This is a genomic window from Paenibacillus sp. cl130, from assembly GCF_900116035.1.
Lineage (GTDB): Bacteria > Bacillota > Bacilli > Paenibacillales > Paenibacillaceae > Paenibacillus > Paenibacillus polymyxa_B.
The window spans coordinates 1-18,132 of sequence record NZ_FOYG01000018.1 but is presented as its reverse complement, the minus strand read 5'-3'; the positions used below and the strand labels follow the sequence as shown (position 1 = coordinate 18,132).

At 56.3% G+C, this 18,132-nt stretch carries 4 protein-coding genes; all 4 read left to right on the top strand.

Annotation, left to right across the window (positions count from 1 at the left end; translation table 11 throughout):
• Nucleotides 1-1,635 (top strand): thioesterase domain-containing protein (locus BM358_RS25945; RefSeq protein WP_143109574.1); only part of this gene is annotated, 1,635 nt, incomplete at its 5' end.
• Nucleotides 1,625-3,451 (top strand): ABC transporter ATP-binding protein, encoded by a 1,827-nt coding sequence (locus tag BM358_RS25940; RefSeq protein WP_028542658.1) that lies wholly within the window; start codon nucleotides 1,625-1,627, stop codon nucleotides 3,449-3,451. The genes BM358_RS25945 and BM358_RS25940, both read left to right, overlap by 11 nt.
• Nucleotides 3,448-5,181 carry an ABC transporter ATP-binding protein gene (locus tag BM358_RS25935; protein WP_028542659.1) on the top strand — a complete coding sequence of 578 codons (1,734 nt, stop codon included), beginning with the start codon at nucleotides 3,448-3,450 and terminating at the stop codon, nucleotides 5,179-5,181. The genes BM358_RS25940 and BM358_RS25935 overlap by 4 nt, the downstream gene beginning before the upstream one ends.
• 230 nt (nucleotides 5,182-5,411) lie before the next feature.
• Nucleotides 5,412-18,132: non-ribosomal peptide synthetase (locus BM358_RS25930; RefSeq protein WP_091002076.1), on the top strand; the 12,721-nt coding region annotated here is incomplete at its 3' end.

Sequence of the window (18,132 nt, the reverse complement as noted above, 5' to 3'; positions counted from 1 at the left end):
ATCAATATGTACGGCATTACCGAGACGACGGTTCACGTGACGTATAAGGAAATCACGTGGGTCGAAATGGAGGCGGCGAAGAGCAATATCGGCAAGCCGATCCCGACGCTGAGGGTGTACGTCCTGGATGAAAACCACCGCCCTGTGCCGATCGGCGTAGCGGGCGAAATGTACGTGGCCGGGGAAGGGCTTGCGAGAGGATACCTGAACCGTCCAGATCTGACGGCGGAGAAGTTCGTCGATTCCCCGTTTGCGGAGGGGGAGAAACTGTACCGCTCGGGCGACTTGGCGACTTGGCTGCCGGACGGCAACATCGAATACCTGGGACGGATCGACCACCAGGTCAAAATCCGCGGGTACCGGATCGAGCTGGACGAAATCGAGACGCAACTGCTGAAGATCGCCGCCGTGCAAGAAGCCAAGGTGCTCGACTGCGACGACGCGAACGGCCAAAAGCAGCTTGTCGCTTACTATGTCGCGGAAACGAGGCTGGCGGCGCATGAACTCAAGGAGGAGCTCGCCAAGCAGCTTCCGGGGTATATGATTCCTTCGTACCTCGTGCAGCTTTCGGGGATGCCGCTGACCCCGAACGGGAAAATCGACCGCAAAGCGCTGCCCGCGCCGGAGGAAGCCGCGGTCGGAGGAGCGGAATATGTCGCGCCGAGAACGCTGCTTGAAATGAAGATCGCCCGCGTCTGGCAGGATACGCTTGGCGTTCCGCAGGTCGGCGTAAAGGATAACTTTTTTGAGTTGGGTGGCAATTCGTTAAGTCTGATGAGGCTCGTTCAAGCCGTTTATGATGAAACGGGATTTGAGATACCGCTGAACCGCCAATTCCATAATGTAACAGTTGAAGCCATGGCTTTCGGAGAGGGGGATCTCGGCCTGGATAAAGGAGGAGACTCCTTCATTAAGCTGAATAAAGCAGGAGATCTGAACGTGTTCTGCTTCCCTCCGGGCAGCGGCTTCGGCATCGGTTATCGAGAGCTCGCAAGCAGGCTCGACGGCCGGTTCGTGCTCTACGGCATTGATTTTATCGACGATGCCGTCGATTACAAGGCCATGCTGAACCGTTATGTGGACGAGATCGTCCGCATCCAGCCGGAAGGACCTTACGTGCTGCTCGGCTACTGCTTCGGAGGCAACCTGACGTTCGAGGTAGCCAAAACGATGGAGAAAAGAGGGTATTCCGTAACGGACGTGCTCATGGTGGACTCGTGGATTAAGGACGCGCTGACGCCTTCCGAAACGTCGGAGAAAGAGCTTGAAGAAATGCTTGCTGATTTCGACGAAGAAGAGAAGGAATTAATGAGCAACCCGCTCGTGCGGGAGCGGGTTCATCGGAAGGTCAAAGCGACCTTGGCGTACGAAGCGCAGCTTATTAATTCCGGCACGATCCCGGCCCGGATTTACGAACTGATTGCGAAGGACAGCGAAGCGTTCCGCTTGAAGTACCAATTGCCTTCCTGGCGGGGGGCAACGACGCAAGCTTATGCCGATTACCGGCTGGAGGGCGCGCACGAGGAATTGCTGGAACTCGCGCGCGTGGAAGAAACGGCCGTCGTCATCCGGGACATCTTAGAGCAAGTCAAGCGGCAAATCGAAGCGGAGGCCGGGGTACTGCATGGAAGCTGACCGACAGCCGTCTGTTCTAGAACAAGGCACAGCGGCGTCTTCCAGGCGCCAAACCGCTTACGCCGCCTGGAAAGCGTTCCGCTGGCTGATGTCCTATGTAAGCCGTCACAAAGGCTGGATGATCGTCGGTATCTTGTCCGCGATTGCCGCCGCCGTTATTGAGGTATGGACGGGAAGTTTGATCGAGCAGCTGACCACCCAGGCCGAGAAGGGGGCGGGGCCAGTCGTTCTGCAAATCGTGTACACGGTCTTTGTGGTCATCTTGATCGGTGTGCCGGCGAAGTTTTTCATGAGCTTCGGCGTGGAGCGAAGCAGCGCCTCTGCGGTGCAGGATATCCGCAATCATGTCATGCGTCATATCGGCAAACTCCCGGTCTCCTATTTGGAAAAGCAGCATTCCGGCGACGTGTTGTCGCGGGTCAACAACGACCTGCAGCTCATCCAGCAGTTTATGGTTCGGGACTTCGCCCAGTGGTTTTATCATCCGCTTTTGTTCATCGGCTGTTTCGCTTATTTGATCTACCTCCAATGGGAGCTGATGTTGTACAGCCTGCTGTTATTTCCCTTAGCGCTGCTGGTTTCCCAATGGATCGGCAAGCAGTTGGAGCGGTTAACGGAGGAAGCCCAGGTGAACATGGGCCGAATGAACGTCAACCTCCAGGATACGCTTGGGGGTATGCCTATTGTAAAAAGCTATCTGCTATCCGGCATGTTATCTCGCTCCTACCAAGTGCTGCTGCAATTGACGGCTCAAAAAAAGCTGGCCGTGAAAAAGCGGGAAGCCTGGGTCAACCCGCTGCTTTCCACGCTGATGATCAGCCCGATCATTTTCGCCGTCAGTTACGGAAGCTATTTGATCTACAACGGGCAGCTAGGTGCGGGAGAGCTGATTGCCTTCCTGTACTTGCTGAATCTGTGTCTGGAGCCGCTGGAGCATATTCCCGAGCTCATCACGCGGACGTTCGAAATGTCCGGTGCCCTGAGAAGGGTCTCCGAAATCGTCGAGCAGCCGACCGAAACGGAAAATGGCCGTTCGCTTCCGAAAGCAAGCGCCGCCCCCATCGAGTTTCAGAACGTAACCTTCGGGTATGAGGAGAACTCCCCGATTCTGCGGAATGTCAGCTTCTCAGTGCCGGAAGGAAAGACGATCGGGCTTGTCGGAGCGAGCGGCGGAGGGAAGAGCACGGTGTTTAAGCTTGTATGCGGCTTTTATCCACTTCCGGAGGACCAGGGAGAAATCCGCGTGTTCGGCAGCCTGATCCACGGCGCCGATCCGGAGCAGCTTCGGTCGTATTTTTCCGTGGTAACCCAGGATTCATATTTGTTTAGCGGCACGATCGCCGAAAATATCGGCTACGGGCGGGAAGAAGCGTCGATGGACGAGATTATCGAAGCCGCCAAAGCCGCTCAGGCGCATTCCTTCATTATGCAGCTTCCTGGCGGCTATCAGACGTATGTCGGAGAGCGCGGAGGCTTTTTGTCCGGCGGGCAGCGCCAGCGCATTGCAATGGCCCGGGCTTTTCTGAAGGATGCTCCCGTTCTGCTGCTGGACGAGCCAACGTCGGCTCTTGATCCGGAGTCGGAAAGCGCGGTTCAGGAAGCGCTTAACATATTGCTGAAGCAGAGAACGACGATGGTTATTGCCCACCGGCTTTCCACAGTACAAAACGCCGACGAAATTTGGGTCATGGAACAAGGAAATATTGTGGAAAAGGGCACTCATGAACAATTGCTGGAGATGAAGGGACTGTACGCCCAGTCGTACTACCAGGAATTTACCAAGTCTGCCGAACGCAGGGAGGTGGCGTACACTTGAAAAAGGGCGGATGGCTCTCGCAAGTGAAAGAACTCTGCTACTTGCTGACGTTTATGAACGGCAAGCGCAAAACCCAGTACGCTATTGGCCTGGTCGTGACGGCGCTCTCCCAGACATTGTTCCTGATCGCCTTCAGCTTGGTCGTACAAAACTTGGTTGATTTCTCCGTGTCCCGAGATACGTCCCTGATGGTGGAAGCCTTTATTATTTTGGGCGTGTCCCTGTTCCTGGAAAATATAGTTTCTCCCTGGTTCATTTACTTATACCAGCGCAGTGTCGAGCTGACTGTGCTGAATATCCGCGAACGTCTTTATGACAAGCTGTGCCGGGTGCGGCCGAAATTTCTGGAGCAGACGCACCATGGGGACTTGCTGTCGCGAGTGAACAACGACGTAACGACCGTTGAGTTTACATTCTCGCAGGTTTACTTCGTTTTGCTGCTTCAAGTTGTCTTTTGCATCGGCTCCATTGTCTCCATGGTGTTGATCGATTGGCGTTTTGCCGGCGTATCCTTTGTCATTCTGCTGCTGTCCTCCGTGGTCAGCCTGAAATTTGCGCGGGATGTTCGCGTCTTGTCCGAACAAGGCTTGCAAACGCTCGGTAAAATGACCGAAAAATTCAAAGATTTTATGGGCGGCATTCAATTGGTGAAGCTGTTCCGCATCCGCACGATTTACGGCCAGTACGAGGCGTTGAACGAACAAATGACGCAGACGCTTCGGCAAACGGCGCAGAAGAACGGCATGCAGGCTGCGGTGAACCATTTTATCAGCTACGTCACGTTCTGCGGCATCATCGTCATCGGCAGTCTTCTTTATGCCTACGGATTGATGGGGATGGGAAGCGTCGCCGCCCTGGCGGTTCTGCAAGTGAATCTGACGCACGCCTTGTTGAACTTGGGGATGGTTCTGTCGATGATCCAAAATTCGCTCGCGGGCGCTCACCGGATTCAAGAGGTACTAAGAGAGGAAGAGGAACCGGAGCGTTTGGGATCTCCTCACAGCGAGCTCGTGTCGGAGGCTGCGGTGGAGTTTCGCGATGTGGAATTTTCCTATCAGGCGGATAAAAAGGTGCTTGTCGACATGTCCATGCAGGTGTTTCCCGGCCAGGTCGCCGCTATCGTGGGGGCCAGCGGCAGCGGCAAAAGTACGCTGATCAAGCTGCTGCTCGGCTTTTATCCTGTGGACAGCGGAGAAATCCTGCTCCAAGGCAAACCGTTCGGCCATTACACGCTGGACGAAATCCGCAGGCAGATTGCATACGTTCCGCAGGAGCCGTTCTTGTTTACCGGCACGATTGAGGAAAACATCCGCTACGGCAACCCGGATGCAACGGATGAAGAAGTGATCGAAGCGGCCAAAGCGGCGTACGCTCACCATTTCATTCAGGAACTTCCTGAACAGTATAAAACGCCGGTGGGAGAGAGAGGAGCGTCGTTGTCGGGCGGACAAAGGCAGCGAATTGCGATCGCCCGGGCGATTCTCAAAAACGCTCCGATTCTGCTGCTGGACGAAGCGACTTCCGCGCTGGATAATGAATCCCAGCATTGGGTACAGCAGGCCCTGAACGTATTGATGAAGGGGCGCACCACCATTCTGATCGCCCACCGTCTCAGCACCGTGGAACATGCGGATTTGATTACCGTCATGAACCAAGGGACGGTCGTCGAGCGGGGCCGCCATCAGGACCTGCTGGCGCTCGGGGGTTATTACGCCCGGCTGTACGGCTAGACCCGCTTTACGGCGGGCGGCTTCCTGCTTGCGAATGCGACAGAGTCTTTTAGTAATCCGAGGTATGACTTTATAACCGGTAGTTACCAGAAAACGTAGACACGAAAAAGGAGGAAGAGTCCGAAGGAGCCGTTCCGGGAATGGCCTGCGCGGTTCTTCTAAGAGTGACTAAGTGACATCTAGGTACGAAGCCTATCTATAAAGAATCTCTAAACTGGGAGTGTGTCGATGTGAGAGAGAATACTAACGAGCAATATGGATTAACGCAAGCCCAGCGCCGAATATGGTTCATGGAAATTATGAATCCGGGAACGTCCATCACGATGCTTTCCGCGACCTACCAGATTACGGGCGAGATCAACACACAGCTTCTGGAGCAAGCGGCGGCAGAGATCGTCAAAACCTATGACGTTTTCCGAATCCGCATTAGCGGGGATTTGCAAAATCCAACGCAGTGGTTCGAAGAGCCGGAGAATGTCCAAGCTAGGATAAGCCACCTCGAAATAGGTACAACCGAACAATTCTATGCTTGGGTGAAAGAAGTAAGCGAAAAACCGGCCAGCGTGTTCGACGAACACCTCTACCAATTTACGATTATCCATTTTGCGAACGGCCAAGTATGGCTCAATTTGACGGTAAATCATATTATCGCCGACGGCTTGTCCGTCAATGCTTTGCTGCATGCGGTGATGGAAAAATACCTGGAACTGCGCAAAGGCATCTCCAGCAGTTACCAGGCCCCTTCCTATCTGGATTATATTTCCGCGGAGCGTGAATATGAGCAATCGCAGCGTTATCAAAAAGGCAAGGAATACTGGCTGACGAAGTACAACACTTTGCCTGAAACGACCGGCATTAAATCGTATCCGCCATTCTCGATCGGCAGCGAATCCAATAAACTGGCCATCACTTTGGACGGTTCCCGGTATGAACGCATTCTGGCCTTTAGCGAACAATATCAGGTCAGCTTATATACGTTATTTCTGTCCGCCATGTACGCCTTATTGTACAAGCTGACCGACAGCACCGATGTTCCGGTCGGCACGGTTTTCGCCAATCGCACCAGCAAGAAGGAAAAAGAAACGATCGGCATGTTCGTCAGCACCGTGGCTACGCGGATTCGTCTGAATCCAGACAGGCACGTGCTTTCCTTGATCCAAACGGTTTCCAAGGAAAATACGGCGGATCTGAGGTATCAGAAATACCCTTATAACCAATTGATCCAGGATTTACGCGAACAACACGGCCGCAACGATCTTTCGGGGCTGTTCCGCACGTCTCTGGAATATCTGCCTTTGAAAATCGTGGAGTACGAAGAAATCAAGGTACGCCTGGAGGCTCACTTCGCTAGGCACGAGATGGACGATTTGCTGCTGCGCTTCGACCATATGCTGAATGAAGGCCATGTAATTCTCCATGCTTCCTATCGTACCGGCCTGTTCGAGACGGCCGAGATTGATCGGATTATGGAACAGTATGTAACCGTTCTGGACCAGTTTCTTCAGACTCCCGAACTGCCGGTACGCGAGATTTCTCTGCTGAGCGATGAGGAGAGACACCGCATTCTCAACGTTTTTAACCCGCCGGTGGCAGGGCTGAGCGAGGGAGAAGCGTTTCATCGGTATGTTGAAAAGTTTGCCCGGGAAATTCCGGATCATCCGGCAGTCGTCTACATGGACAAACAGCTGACCTACGGCGAATTGAACGAACGCGCCGAGCGGCTGGCTTCTCTCCTTCGCGAACAGGGCGTGGGAAGGGAGACGATTACGGGGATCTGGGCGGAGCGTTCGGTGGAACTGCTGGTCGGGGTGCTCGCCGTTTGGAAAGCCGGCGGAGCCTATGTACCGCTGGACCCCGATTATCCGGCGGAGCGGATTGAGTACATGCTCAGCGATAGCGATGCATCGGTGCTGCTTACGCAGCGTCATCTGTTGGAGCGGGCCGGAGGTTGGTTGGCCGATGACCGGCTGAAGCTTCAAGCTGTCTATGCCATGGACGATGAACAGATTTATAACGGGGATGCCTTAGCCGTGGAATTTGAATCTGCCGGCAGCGCCCTGCAAGACTTGGCTTATGTGATTTACACCTCGGGTACGACGGGACGCCCGAAAGGCGTCATGATCGAGCACGGTAGTCTCGTGAATACGGCGGATGCGTACCGTCGCGAGTACCGGTTGGATCAGTTTCCGGTGCGGCTGCTGCAGCTGGCCAGCTTCTCGTTTGACGTGTTCGTCGGAGACATCGCGCGGACGCTGTATAACGGAGGCACGATGGTGATTGTGCCGAAGGATGACCGGATTGATCCGAACCTCTTGTACGGCTGGATTCGGGACCAAAACATTACGGTATTCGAATCGACGCCTGCGCTCATCCTGCCGTTCATGCAGCATATTTATGAAGAAGGGCTGGACGTTAGCTCCATGCAGTTGCTGATTACCAGCTCGGATGCTTGCAGTGTCACCGATTACCGATTGCTGCAGGAAAGATTCGGCGGACAATTCCGCATCATCAACAGCTATGGCGTTACCGAAGCGGCCATTGACAGCAGCTTTTACGGTGAGCCGCTGGATAAGCTGCCGCCGTCGGGTCATGTGCCGATCGGCAAAGCTTGGCTGAACGCCCGGTTTTACATTGTCGATGCCGCGTTAAAGCCGGTTCCTGTAGGGGTTCCGGGCGAGCTTGTCATCGGCGGCGCCGGGGTGGCGCGCGGGTACTGGAACCGTCCGGACCTAACCGCCGAGAAGTTTGCGGACAGCCCGTTTGTGCCGGGCGAACGTCTGTACCGGACAGGCGATTTGGCCCGCTGGCTGAAAGACGGCAACGTCGACTTCATCGGCCGGATCGACTATCAGGTGAAAATTCGCGGGTTCCGGATCGAACTCGGCGAAATTGAAACGGCCCTGCTGCGTTTCCCGGGCGTCAAGCAGGCTGTGGTGACCGACCGTACGGATGAGCAGGGGCAAAAGTATTTGTGCGGCTACGTGGCGGCGGATGCTTCCTTGCAGCTGAGCGATCTGCTGTCCCAATTGAAGCAAGAGCTGCCGGCCCATATGGTCCCGGCCCGGCTGGTGTCTCTTGATAAGCTTCCGCTCACGCCGAACGGCAAAATTGACCGTAAAGCGCTGCCTGAACCGACCGGAGAGGTAGAAGCAGGCCGTGAGTATGTGGCTCCTCGCACAACGCTGGAAACAAGACTTGCCCTCATTTGGCAGCAGGTGCTGGGTATTGCGCGAGTTGGAGTCCAAGACGATTTCTTTGACTTGGGTGGTCATTCCTTGCGGGCCTCCACGCTTGTTTCCAAGATTCGGAAAGAGCTGCAAGTCGAGGTTCCGTTGCGGGAAGTTTTCCGCTACACCACGATCGAACAGCTGGCCCAAAGAATCAGCGGTTTAAGGCAGCAGGAGACGTATGAGATCACAAAGGCGGCTGAGGCCGAGTACTATCCGGTTTCATCCGAGCAAAAGCGTCTGTACGTCCTGCGCCAGCTTGACGGGGCCGAGCGCAGCTACAATATGTCGGCGGCGCTTCTTCTCGAAGGCAAGCTGGACCGCACGCGCGTCGAGCACGCGTTCCGGGCGCTGATTCAGCGCCATGAGACGCTGCGTACCGGGATCGAGCAGGTTCAAGGCGAGCTTGTCCAGCGCATCTATGACGAGGTGGAGTTTGCTGTCGATTATTTCCAGGGGAGCGAGCGGGAAGTGGACCAAGTGGTGGAAGCTTACTATCATCCGTTTGATGTGACCAAGCCCCCACTTCTCCGCATCGGCCTGATCGAAGTCGCCGAGGATCGCCACATTCTGCTGTTCGATATGCACCATATCGTCTCGGACGGCATTTCGACAGCGCTGCTCTTCGACGAGTTCAGCCGCCTGTATCGGGGCGAGGAGCTGACCCCGCTGCGCATTCAATACAAAGATTATGCCGTTTGGCAGCATTCCGAAGCTTACGGGCAGCTGCTCCAGCCGCAGAAGGAGTACTGGCTGGAACAGCTGTCGGGCGAGCTGCCGGTCTTGGAGCTGCCGACGGACTTCCCGCGGCCTGCCGTGCAAAGCTTTGACGGCCGGACCGTGAAGTTTTATATCGGGAAAGAGCGGACAGAGAAGCTGAAAGAACTGGCGGCACGGACGGGGACGACCCTGTACATGGTGCTGCTGTCGGCTTACACCATCCTTATGCATAAATATTCGGGTCAGGAAGATCTGATCGTAGGAACGCCGATTGCCGGAAGAACGCAGGAAGAAGTGCAGCCGATCGTAGGGATGTTTATCAACACGCTGGCCATTCGCAGCCGTCCGGAGCGTTCCAAGCCGTACCTTTCGTACCTGGAAGAAATCAAGGACATCACGCTCGGGGCTTTCGAACACCAAAATTATTTGTTCGAAGACTTGGTAGTAAGTCTTCACATTCCGCGCGCGACCGGCCGGAATCCGCTCTTTGACACGTTCTTCTCCCTACAAAATACGGAGAACGAGCAAATTGTCATCGAGGGGCTGGAGCAATCGTTTTATCCACTGGAAAACCAAACATCCAAGTTCGAGCTGCTCCTGGATATTTCGGAGCTGGACGGTCAGCTCGAATGCCGGTTGGAGTACGCTACGGCTTTGTATAAACAGGAGACCGCGGAGCGGTTCGCCAGACATTATGACAAGCTGCTCGAAACCATCGCAGCAGCGCCGGACGGGGATATTGCCTCGTTGGAAATGCTCACGGAGGAGGAAATCCGCGAGCTGGTGCGCGGTTTCAACGATTCGGAGGCGGACTACCCGCGGCAGCAGACGATTCACGGCTTGTTCGAAGAGCAGGCGGAGCTTTACCCGGACAACGTGGCCGCCGTCATGAACGAGCGGCAGCTGACCTACCGCGAGCTGAACGAGCGATCCAACCGCCTTGCGCGGAAGCTGCGGGAGACGGGAGTAGAAGCGGACCAGCTGGTAGCGATTCTGGCCGAACGTTCGCTCGATATGGTTGTTGGCATTCTGGCGATTCTCAAAGCGGGCGGAGCCTACGTGCCTGTCGATCCCGACTACCCGGAGGAGCGCATCCGCTTCATGATCGAGGATTCGGGCGCGCCGTTATTGCTGATTCAAAAGCATCTGCACGAGAAGACCGACTTCGCAGGAACGCGCCTCGAATTGGACGATTTCGTTTGGGGCGACAGAGGGGCGGACTCCGCCGGTGCGCTGGACGCTTCGAACCTGGAGCCGATTTCCGGGCCGGGCAACCTGGCATATGTCATCTACACGTCGGGAACGACCGGCAGACCGAAAGGAACGCTGATCGAGCATAAGAACGTCGTGCGGCTCCTGTTCAACGACAAGAACCTGTTCGACTTCGGGCCGTCCGACACGTGGACGCTGTTCCACTCGTTCTGCTTCGATTTCTCTGTCTGGGAAATGTACGGAGCGCTGCTGAACGGAGGCAAGCTGGTCATCGTACCGCCGCTCACGGCGAAAAATCCGGCCGATTTCCTGGCGCTGCTGGGCCGCGAACAGGTTACCATTTTGAACCAGACACCAACGTACTTCTACCAGCTGCTGCGTAAGGTCTTGGCGGACCATCCGTACGATCTGCGGATTCGCAACGTCATCTTCGGGGGCGAAGCGCTCAGTCCGCTGCTGCTCAAGGGCTTCAAGACGAAGTACCCGACGACGAAGCTAATCAATATGTACGGCATTACCGAGACGACGGTTCACGTGACATATAAGGAAATCACATGGGTCGAAATAGAGGCGGCGAAGAGCAATATCGGCAAGCCGATCCCGACGCTGAGGGTGTACGTCCTGGATGAAAGCTGCCGCCCTGTGCCGATCGGCGTAGCGGGCGAAATGTACGTGGCCGGGGAAGGCCTTGCAAGAGGATATCTGAACCGTCCGGATCTGACGGCGGAGAAGTTCGTCGATTCCCCGTTTGCGGAGGGGGAGAAACTGTACCGCTCGGGCGACTTGGCGGCTTGGCTGCCGGACGGCAATATCGAATACCTGGGCCGAATCGATCACCAGGTCAAAATCCGCGGTTACCGGATCGAACTGGACGAAATCGAGACGCAGCTGCTGAACGTCGAGGGCGTGGAAGAAGCGGTGGTGCTTGCCCGTCAGGACGGCGGGGGCGAGAAGGCACTTGTCGCCTACTTTGTGGCGGACCGGACACTGACGGTCAGCGAAATGAGAACCTCGCTGGCCCAGGGAATGCCGGGGTACATGATCCCGTCGTACTTCGTGCAGCTGGAGCGCATGCCGCTGACGGCCAACGGCAAAGTAGACCGCAAAGCGCTGCCGGAGCCCCAAGGCAGCTTGCAGACGGGCGTCGAATATGTAGCACCGCGTAACCGGACGGAGTCCGAGCTTGTGAAGATCTGGGAGGAAGTGCTGGGTTACTCCGGTATTGGAGTCCTGGACAATTTCTTCGAGCTCGGAGGCCACTCCTTGCGGGCGACGAACCTTGTCAGCAAGATTCGGAAGGAAATGAACGTCGAACTTCCGCTGCGCGATGTGTTCCGCTATATGACGGTAGAATCGATGGCCGGGGCTATTGCCAGCTTGGAAGAATCGCAGCACAGCTCGATTCCGAAAGCGGAAGAGAAAGCGTACTATCCGGTTTCCTCCGCGCAAAAAAGGCTGTACGTCCTGCACCAGCTGGATAGCTTGGAGCTGAATTATAATCTCCCAAGCGCCTTGCAATTGAGAGGGGCTTTGAACGAGGCCAAAGTGGAAAAGGCGCTGACTACTTTGGTGGCCCGGCACGATATGCTGCGCACCGGATTTGAAATCGTGAATGGGGAGCCGGTTCAGCGTATTCATCCGCTCGTAGCTTTCAAGGTCGAGAAGCTTCAAGCAAGCGAAGATCAGGTTGCAGCCATTCTTGAAGGCTTCATTCAGCCTTTTGACTTGACCCAGCCGCCTTTGCTGCGCGCCCTGCTGATCGAACTGGAGAAAGAGAAATTCCTGCTCGCGCTGGATATTCATCATATTGGTTCCGACGGCCTTTCCATGGACGTGCTGCTGCGTGAATTCGTGCGGCTTTACAATGGGGAAGAATTGCCGGAGCTGCGGATTCAATACAAGGATTACGCCGTTTGGCAGCAATCCGAGGAGCAGCGCCAGCGCATCAAACGGCAGGAGGAATACTGGCGCGGGGTATTCAGCTCCGAGCTTCCGGTTCTTGAGCTGCCTCTCGACTTCTCCCGCCCGGCTGTCCAGCAGTTTGACGGTCAAACGCTCACGTTTACGCTGGATGCGGAGAAAAGCGAAGCTCTCAAACGGCTTGCCGGCGATTCGGGAGCGACGCTGTACATGCTTCTGCTGGCTGCGTACTCCGTATTGCTTCATAAATACGCGGGACAGGAAGATATAGTGGTCGGCACTCCGATTGCCGCCCGTTCTCACGCCGACCTGCAGCCGATTATCGGCATGTTCGTCAATACGCTGGCCCTTCGCTTGGGTCCGGCGGCGGAGCGGACGTTCCTGGATTACTTGCAGGAAGTGAAGGAAACGACGCTTGGAGCCTACGAGCACCAGGACTATCCGTTCGAGGAGCTGGTGGAAGCTCTTCAGGTGAGCCGGGATTTAAGCCGGAATCCTCTGTTTGACACCATGTTTTCTTTGCAAAAGCACGAAAGCTTGGATTTAACCCTGGAAGGCTTGCAATGGTCGCTGTTCGACATCGAGGAAAAGACGGCAAAGTTTGATCTTAGCTTTGATATCGTGGAAGCCGATAACGAGCTGGTTTGCAAGATCGAGTACGCTACCTCGTTGTTTAGACAGGAAACGATGGTACGGCTGGCGGGTCATTACGAGCAGCTTTTGGCGTCGATCCTGGCTCAGCCGGGTGCGCGGATTTCGGATTTGGATATCTTGACGGACAGCGAAAAGCATGATTTCCTGGTCGAGTTTGACGTGTCGTCTCCGGCTCTTGCGAAGCAAGCCGCCGCAGAGGGTACAGGTTTGGAGGCGGATGAGTCGTGGAGAGAGAGAACGTTCCACGAGCTGTTCGAGGAGCAGGCGGAGCGCACTCCGGGAGCGTTGGCGGTTGTCTACGAAGACAGTAAGCTGACGTATGCGGAGCTGAACGCCAAAGCGAATCGTCTGGCGTATGCACTGCGGGCGCGCGGGGTGAAGCCGGAACAGGTGGTCGGCATTCTGGCCGACCGTTCGGCGGAGCTGTTGATCGGGGTGCTCGCCGTATGGAAAGCGGGCGGCGCTTATGTGCCGCTCGACCCGGACTATCCGGCGGAGCGGATCGAGTATATGCTCGCGGACAGCGGGGCGTCGGTGCTGCTCACGCAGACCCGCCTGCTGGAGCAGGCGGAAGCTTGGCGCAGCGACGGAGCTCTAGTGCTGCAAACGGTGCTTGCGCTTGACGACGCCGCGACGTACAGCCTCGGAGCGGCTGTGGGCGAAGCAGGCGCAGAGGCGGAGGCTTTGGCGCAAGCGGAAACGGCTGCCGCCGAAACGTCCGCCACGGCAGAAGCCGAGAAGAACGTACTAGCGGCGGATCTCGCATCGAATCCGGCGAATGTGAACAAGCCGCGCGATTTGGCTTACGTCATCTACACCTCCGGTACAACGGGCCGTCCGAAGGGCGTGGCGGTGGAAAACCGCAGCCTGGTGAACACGGCGGCGGGCTACCGGCGGGACTACCGCCTGGATCAGTTCCCGATCCGGCTGCTGCAGCTCGCCAGCTTCTCGTTCGACGTGTTCGTGGGAGATATCGCGCGGACGCTGTACAACGGCGGCACCATGGTCATCGTGCCGAAGGACGACCGGATTGATCCAACCCGCCTCTACGGCTGGATTCGCGACTACGCCGTGACGGTGTTCGAATCGACTCCGGCGCTGATCGTGCCGTTCATGGAGCATGTGCATGCCGAGGGTCTGGACCTCAGCTCGATGCAGCTGCTGATCACAAGCTCGGATGCGTGCAGCGTAGCGGATTACCGCACCTTGCAGGAGCGCTTCGGCTCGCAGTTCCGTATTATTAACAGCTACGGCGTAACGGAAGCGGCGATTGACTCCAGCTTCTATGACGAGCCGCTGGAGAAGCTGCCGAAGACGGGCAGCGTGCCGATCGGAAAAGCGTGGCTGAACGCCAAGTTCTACATCGTGGATGCGAATCTGAAGCCGGTGCCGATCGGGGTGTTGGGCGAGCTGGTTATCGGTGGAGCGGGTGTGGCCCGCGGTTACTTGAACCGCCCGGATTTGACGGCGGAGAAATTCGTAGACAGCCCGTTCGCCGCTGGGGAGCGGCTGTACCGGACGGGCGATCTGGCGCGCTGGATGCCGGACGGCAACGTGGACTTCATCGGCCGGATCGACAACCAGGTGAAAATTCGCGGCTATCGGATCGAGCTTGGTGAAATTGAAGCGGCCATGAAAAATGTTGCCGGCGTGCGTCAAGCGCTTGTCATCGACCGGACGGACGAGCGGGGGCAGAAATATTTGTGTGGGTATGTCGTAGCGGATTCCAACTTCGATCTGGAAGGGCTTGTGGCCCATCTGGACGCCGCGCTGCCTTCCCATATGGTGCCTTCGCGCATCATGCGCCTGGATCTAATGCCGCTTACGCCGAACGGGAAGATCGACCGTAAAGGGCTGCCTGTGCCGGAAGGAAGCATTCGTGCCAAGGCTGCATACACGGCGCCTCGTACTCCTGCCGAGCAAGCACTTGCGTCGGTCTGGCAGTCGGTGCTGGGCGTGGATCAGGTCGGCACGATGGACAATTTCTTTGCGCTCGGCGGCGATTCGATCAAGGCCTTGCAGGTATCGTCCCGTCTTTTGCAAACGGGGTACAAGCTGGTCATGAAAGATTTGTTCCATTACCCGACGATTTCCGCCCTTAGTTTGCAGCTGCAAACGGCGGAGAGAATGGCAAGCCAGGCCGAAGTGACGGGAGAGGTCATCTTGACCCCGATTCAGCGCTGGTTCTTTGAACAAAATCCGGCCGACGTGCATCACAGCAACCAGGCGTTCATGCAGTTCTCCAAGCAAGGCTTTGACGAAGAAGCTTTACGCCAAGCGGTGCGTCAGCTTGTCGTGCATCACGATGCTCTCCGTACGGTTTACCGCCAAACCGAGAACGGCTATACCGCCTGGAACCGCGGCGCCGGGGAGAACGAAGCGCTGTTCGATCTGGAAGTTGTCGATTTCAAGGGAGTCGGCGACGTGAAAGAAGCGGTAGAGGCTAAGGCTAATGACATTCAAGCGAGCATCAATCTGGAAAACGGTCCGCTGGTGAAGCTCGGCTTGTTCCGCTGCGACGACGGCGACCACCTGCTCATTGCGATCCATCACTTGGTCGTAGACGGCGTATCCTGGCGGATTCTGCTTGAGGATTTTGCTGCCGGCTATGAGCAGGCGCTGCAAGGGCAGCCGATCCGTCTGCCGCTCAAAACAGATTCATTCCAAACGTGGGCGAAACAGCTCGCTGATTATGCGAACGGTCAGGCGATGGAAAGCGAGAGAGAGTATTGGCAGCATATCGAGCAATTGACCTATGAGCCGCTTCCGAAAGATTTTGAACAAGGCAGATCCAAGCTGAAGGACAGCGGGCTCGTAACCGTTCGCTGGACGGCGGAGGAAACCGAACAGCTGCTGAAGCAGGCACACCGTGCTTACCATACGGAAATGAACGATTTGCTGCTTGCCGCGCTTGGCCTCGCGGTACAAGCTTGGAGCGGCCGGGAACGCGTGCTGGTGAATCTCGAAGGCCACGGCCGGGAAGATATATTGCCGGATGTGGACATTACGCGCACGGTAGGCTGGTTTACAAGCCAATTCCCTGTCGTTCTGGAGCCGGGTCACGCCCAGGCGCTCGGTCATCAGGTGAAACAGGTTAAAGAAAGCTTGCGTCGCATTCCGAACAAAGGAATCGGCTACGGCATCCTGCGTTATTTGTCGGCGCCGCGTGACGGCGAGCGCTTCGCTTTGGAGCCGGAGCTCAGCTTTAACTATTTGGGTCAGTTCGACCAGGCTTACGAAAGCAGCGGCTCGAGGCCGTCTCCGTTCAGCCCGGGCTCCGATTCAAGCCCGAATGCAGTGATGGATTATGTCCTCGATATCAACGGTATGGTGTCGGAAGGAGTGCAGGAACTCACGATCCGTTATGGGGAAACCCAGTATAAACGGGAAACGGTAGAGCGCCTGGGCACCCTGCTTCATTCGAGCTTGCGTGAAGTCATCAGCCATTGCGTATCGAAAGAGCGGCCGGAGCTTACGCCTAGCGACGTACTGCTTCAAGATGTGACGTTGGAGGAACTGGAGCGGCTGACCGAACATACGGCGGCGCTCGGCGAACTGGAGAATGTATACACCCTGACTCCGCTGCAAAAAGGGATGTTGTTCCACAGCCTGCTGGATGCCGATTCGGAAGCTTACTTCGAACAGGTGACCTTCGATCTGTACGGAAGCCTGAATGTCGAAGCCTTCACCCAAGGATTGGATACGCTGGTGCAACGGAATGAGGCGCTGCGGACCAACTTTATTACCGGCTGGAGAGACGAGCCGATTCAAGTGGTATTCCGCGAGCGGAAGTGTGAAGTGTACTTCGAAGATATTCGCTCGGTAAGTGATGAAGACCCGGAGAAGACGATAGCCGATTTCGTCAGCGCGGATAAAGCGAACAAGTTCGATATGGCCCGAGGCTCTCTTATGCGCGTGACAGTTTTGCGCACGGGCGACGAGTCCTACCATGTGATCTGGAGTCACCATCACATTTTGATGGACGGCTGGTGCATGTCCTTTATGATCAAGGAAGTGTTCGACACCTACTTCGCGTTCCAGGAGAAGCGGACGCTGGAGCTTCCTCCGGTTACCTCGTACTCCCGGTATATCGAATGGCTGGAAGCTCAAGATGCCGCGAAAGCTTCGCGTTACTGGTCCGAGTATTTGGCGGGTTACGATCAGCAGACCAAGCTGCCCCAGGAGAAAACGCAGCTGAAGCAGGGCGCTTTTGAAGCGGCTGAAATCGATGTGGAACTCAGCAAGGAACTGACCGGGCAAATCGAGCGGGTGGCGCGCCAGCAGCAGGTGACGCTCAATACGTTCATGCAGACCGTATGGGGACTGGTTCTGCAGGTATACAACAACAGCGAGGATGTCGTATTCGGCTCCGTCGTATCCGGGCGTCCGGCGGAAATTCCGGGCATCGAAAGCATGATCGGCCTGTTTATTAATACGATCCCGGTCCGTATTCAAGGCAAAGCCGAGGAGACGGTAGCCGATATCTTGAGAAAAACCCAGGATCAAGCGCTGGCATCGGGAGCTTACGAAACGTTCCCGCTGTTCGAAATTCAGTCGCTGAGCGAGCAAAAGCGCGACTTGATCAACCATATCATGGTCTTTGAAAATTATCCGATGGAAGAACAGATTGAGCAGGTCGTCGGCGGAGACAAAGAAGCGTTGAAAATCGCTAATATCCAGTCGCCGGAGCAAACGAACTACGACCTGGACATTACCGTCATTCCGGAAGAGCATATTTTGCTGCGGTTTACGTACAATGCGCTGACGTTCAGAGAGGAAGACATCAGGCTGATCCACGGTCATTTTGCCCGGGCACTGGAGAAGGTTGCGGCTAACCCGAACATCCGCGTGAATCAGTTGGAGCTTTTGACGGCAGAGGAAAAAGAGCAAATTCTCGGCGCGTTTAACCCGGCGCAGCCGGAAGCGGCTCCTGTGGCAGCGTTCCACCGGCTGTTCGAGGAACAGGCGGAGCGCACGCCGGAAGCGGCAGCTGTCGTGTACGAGAATGACCGGCTGACGTATGCGGAGCTGAACGAGCGGGCGAATCGCTTGGCGGCCACGCTGCGCGCAAGCGGCATCGGCCGGGAGTCGATCGTCGGCATTCTCGCCGAGCGTTCGGTGGACTTGCTGGTGGCCGTGCTGGCCGTCTGGAAAGCGGGCGGGGCGTATGTGCCGCTCGACCCGGATTATCCGGCGGACCGCGTGCGGTTCATGCTTG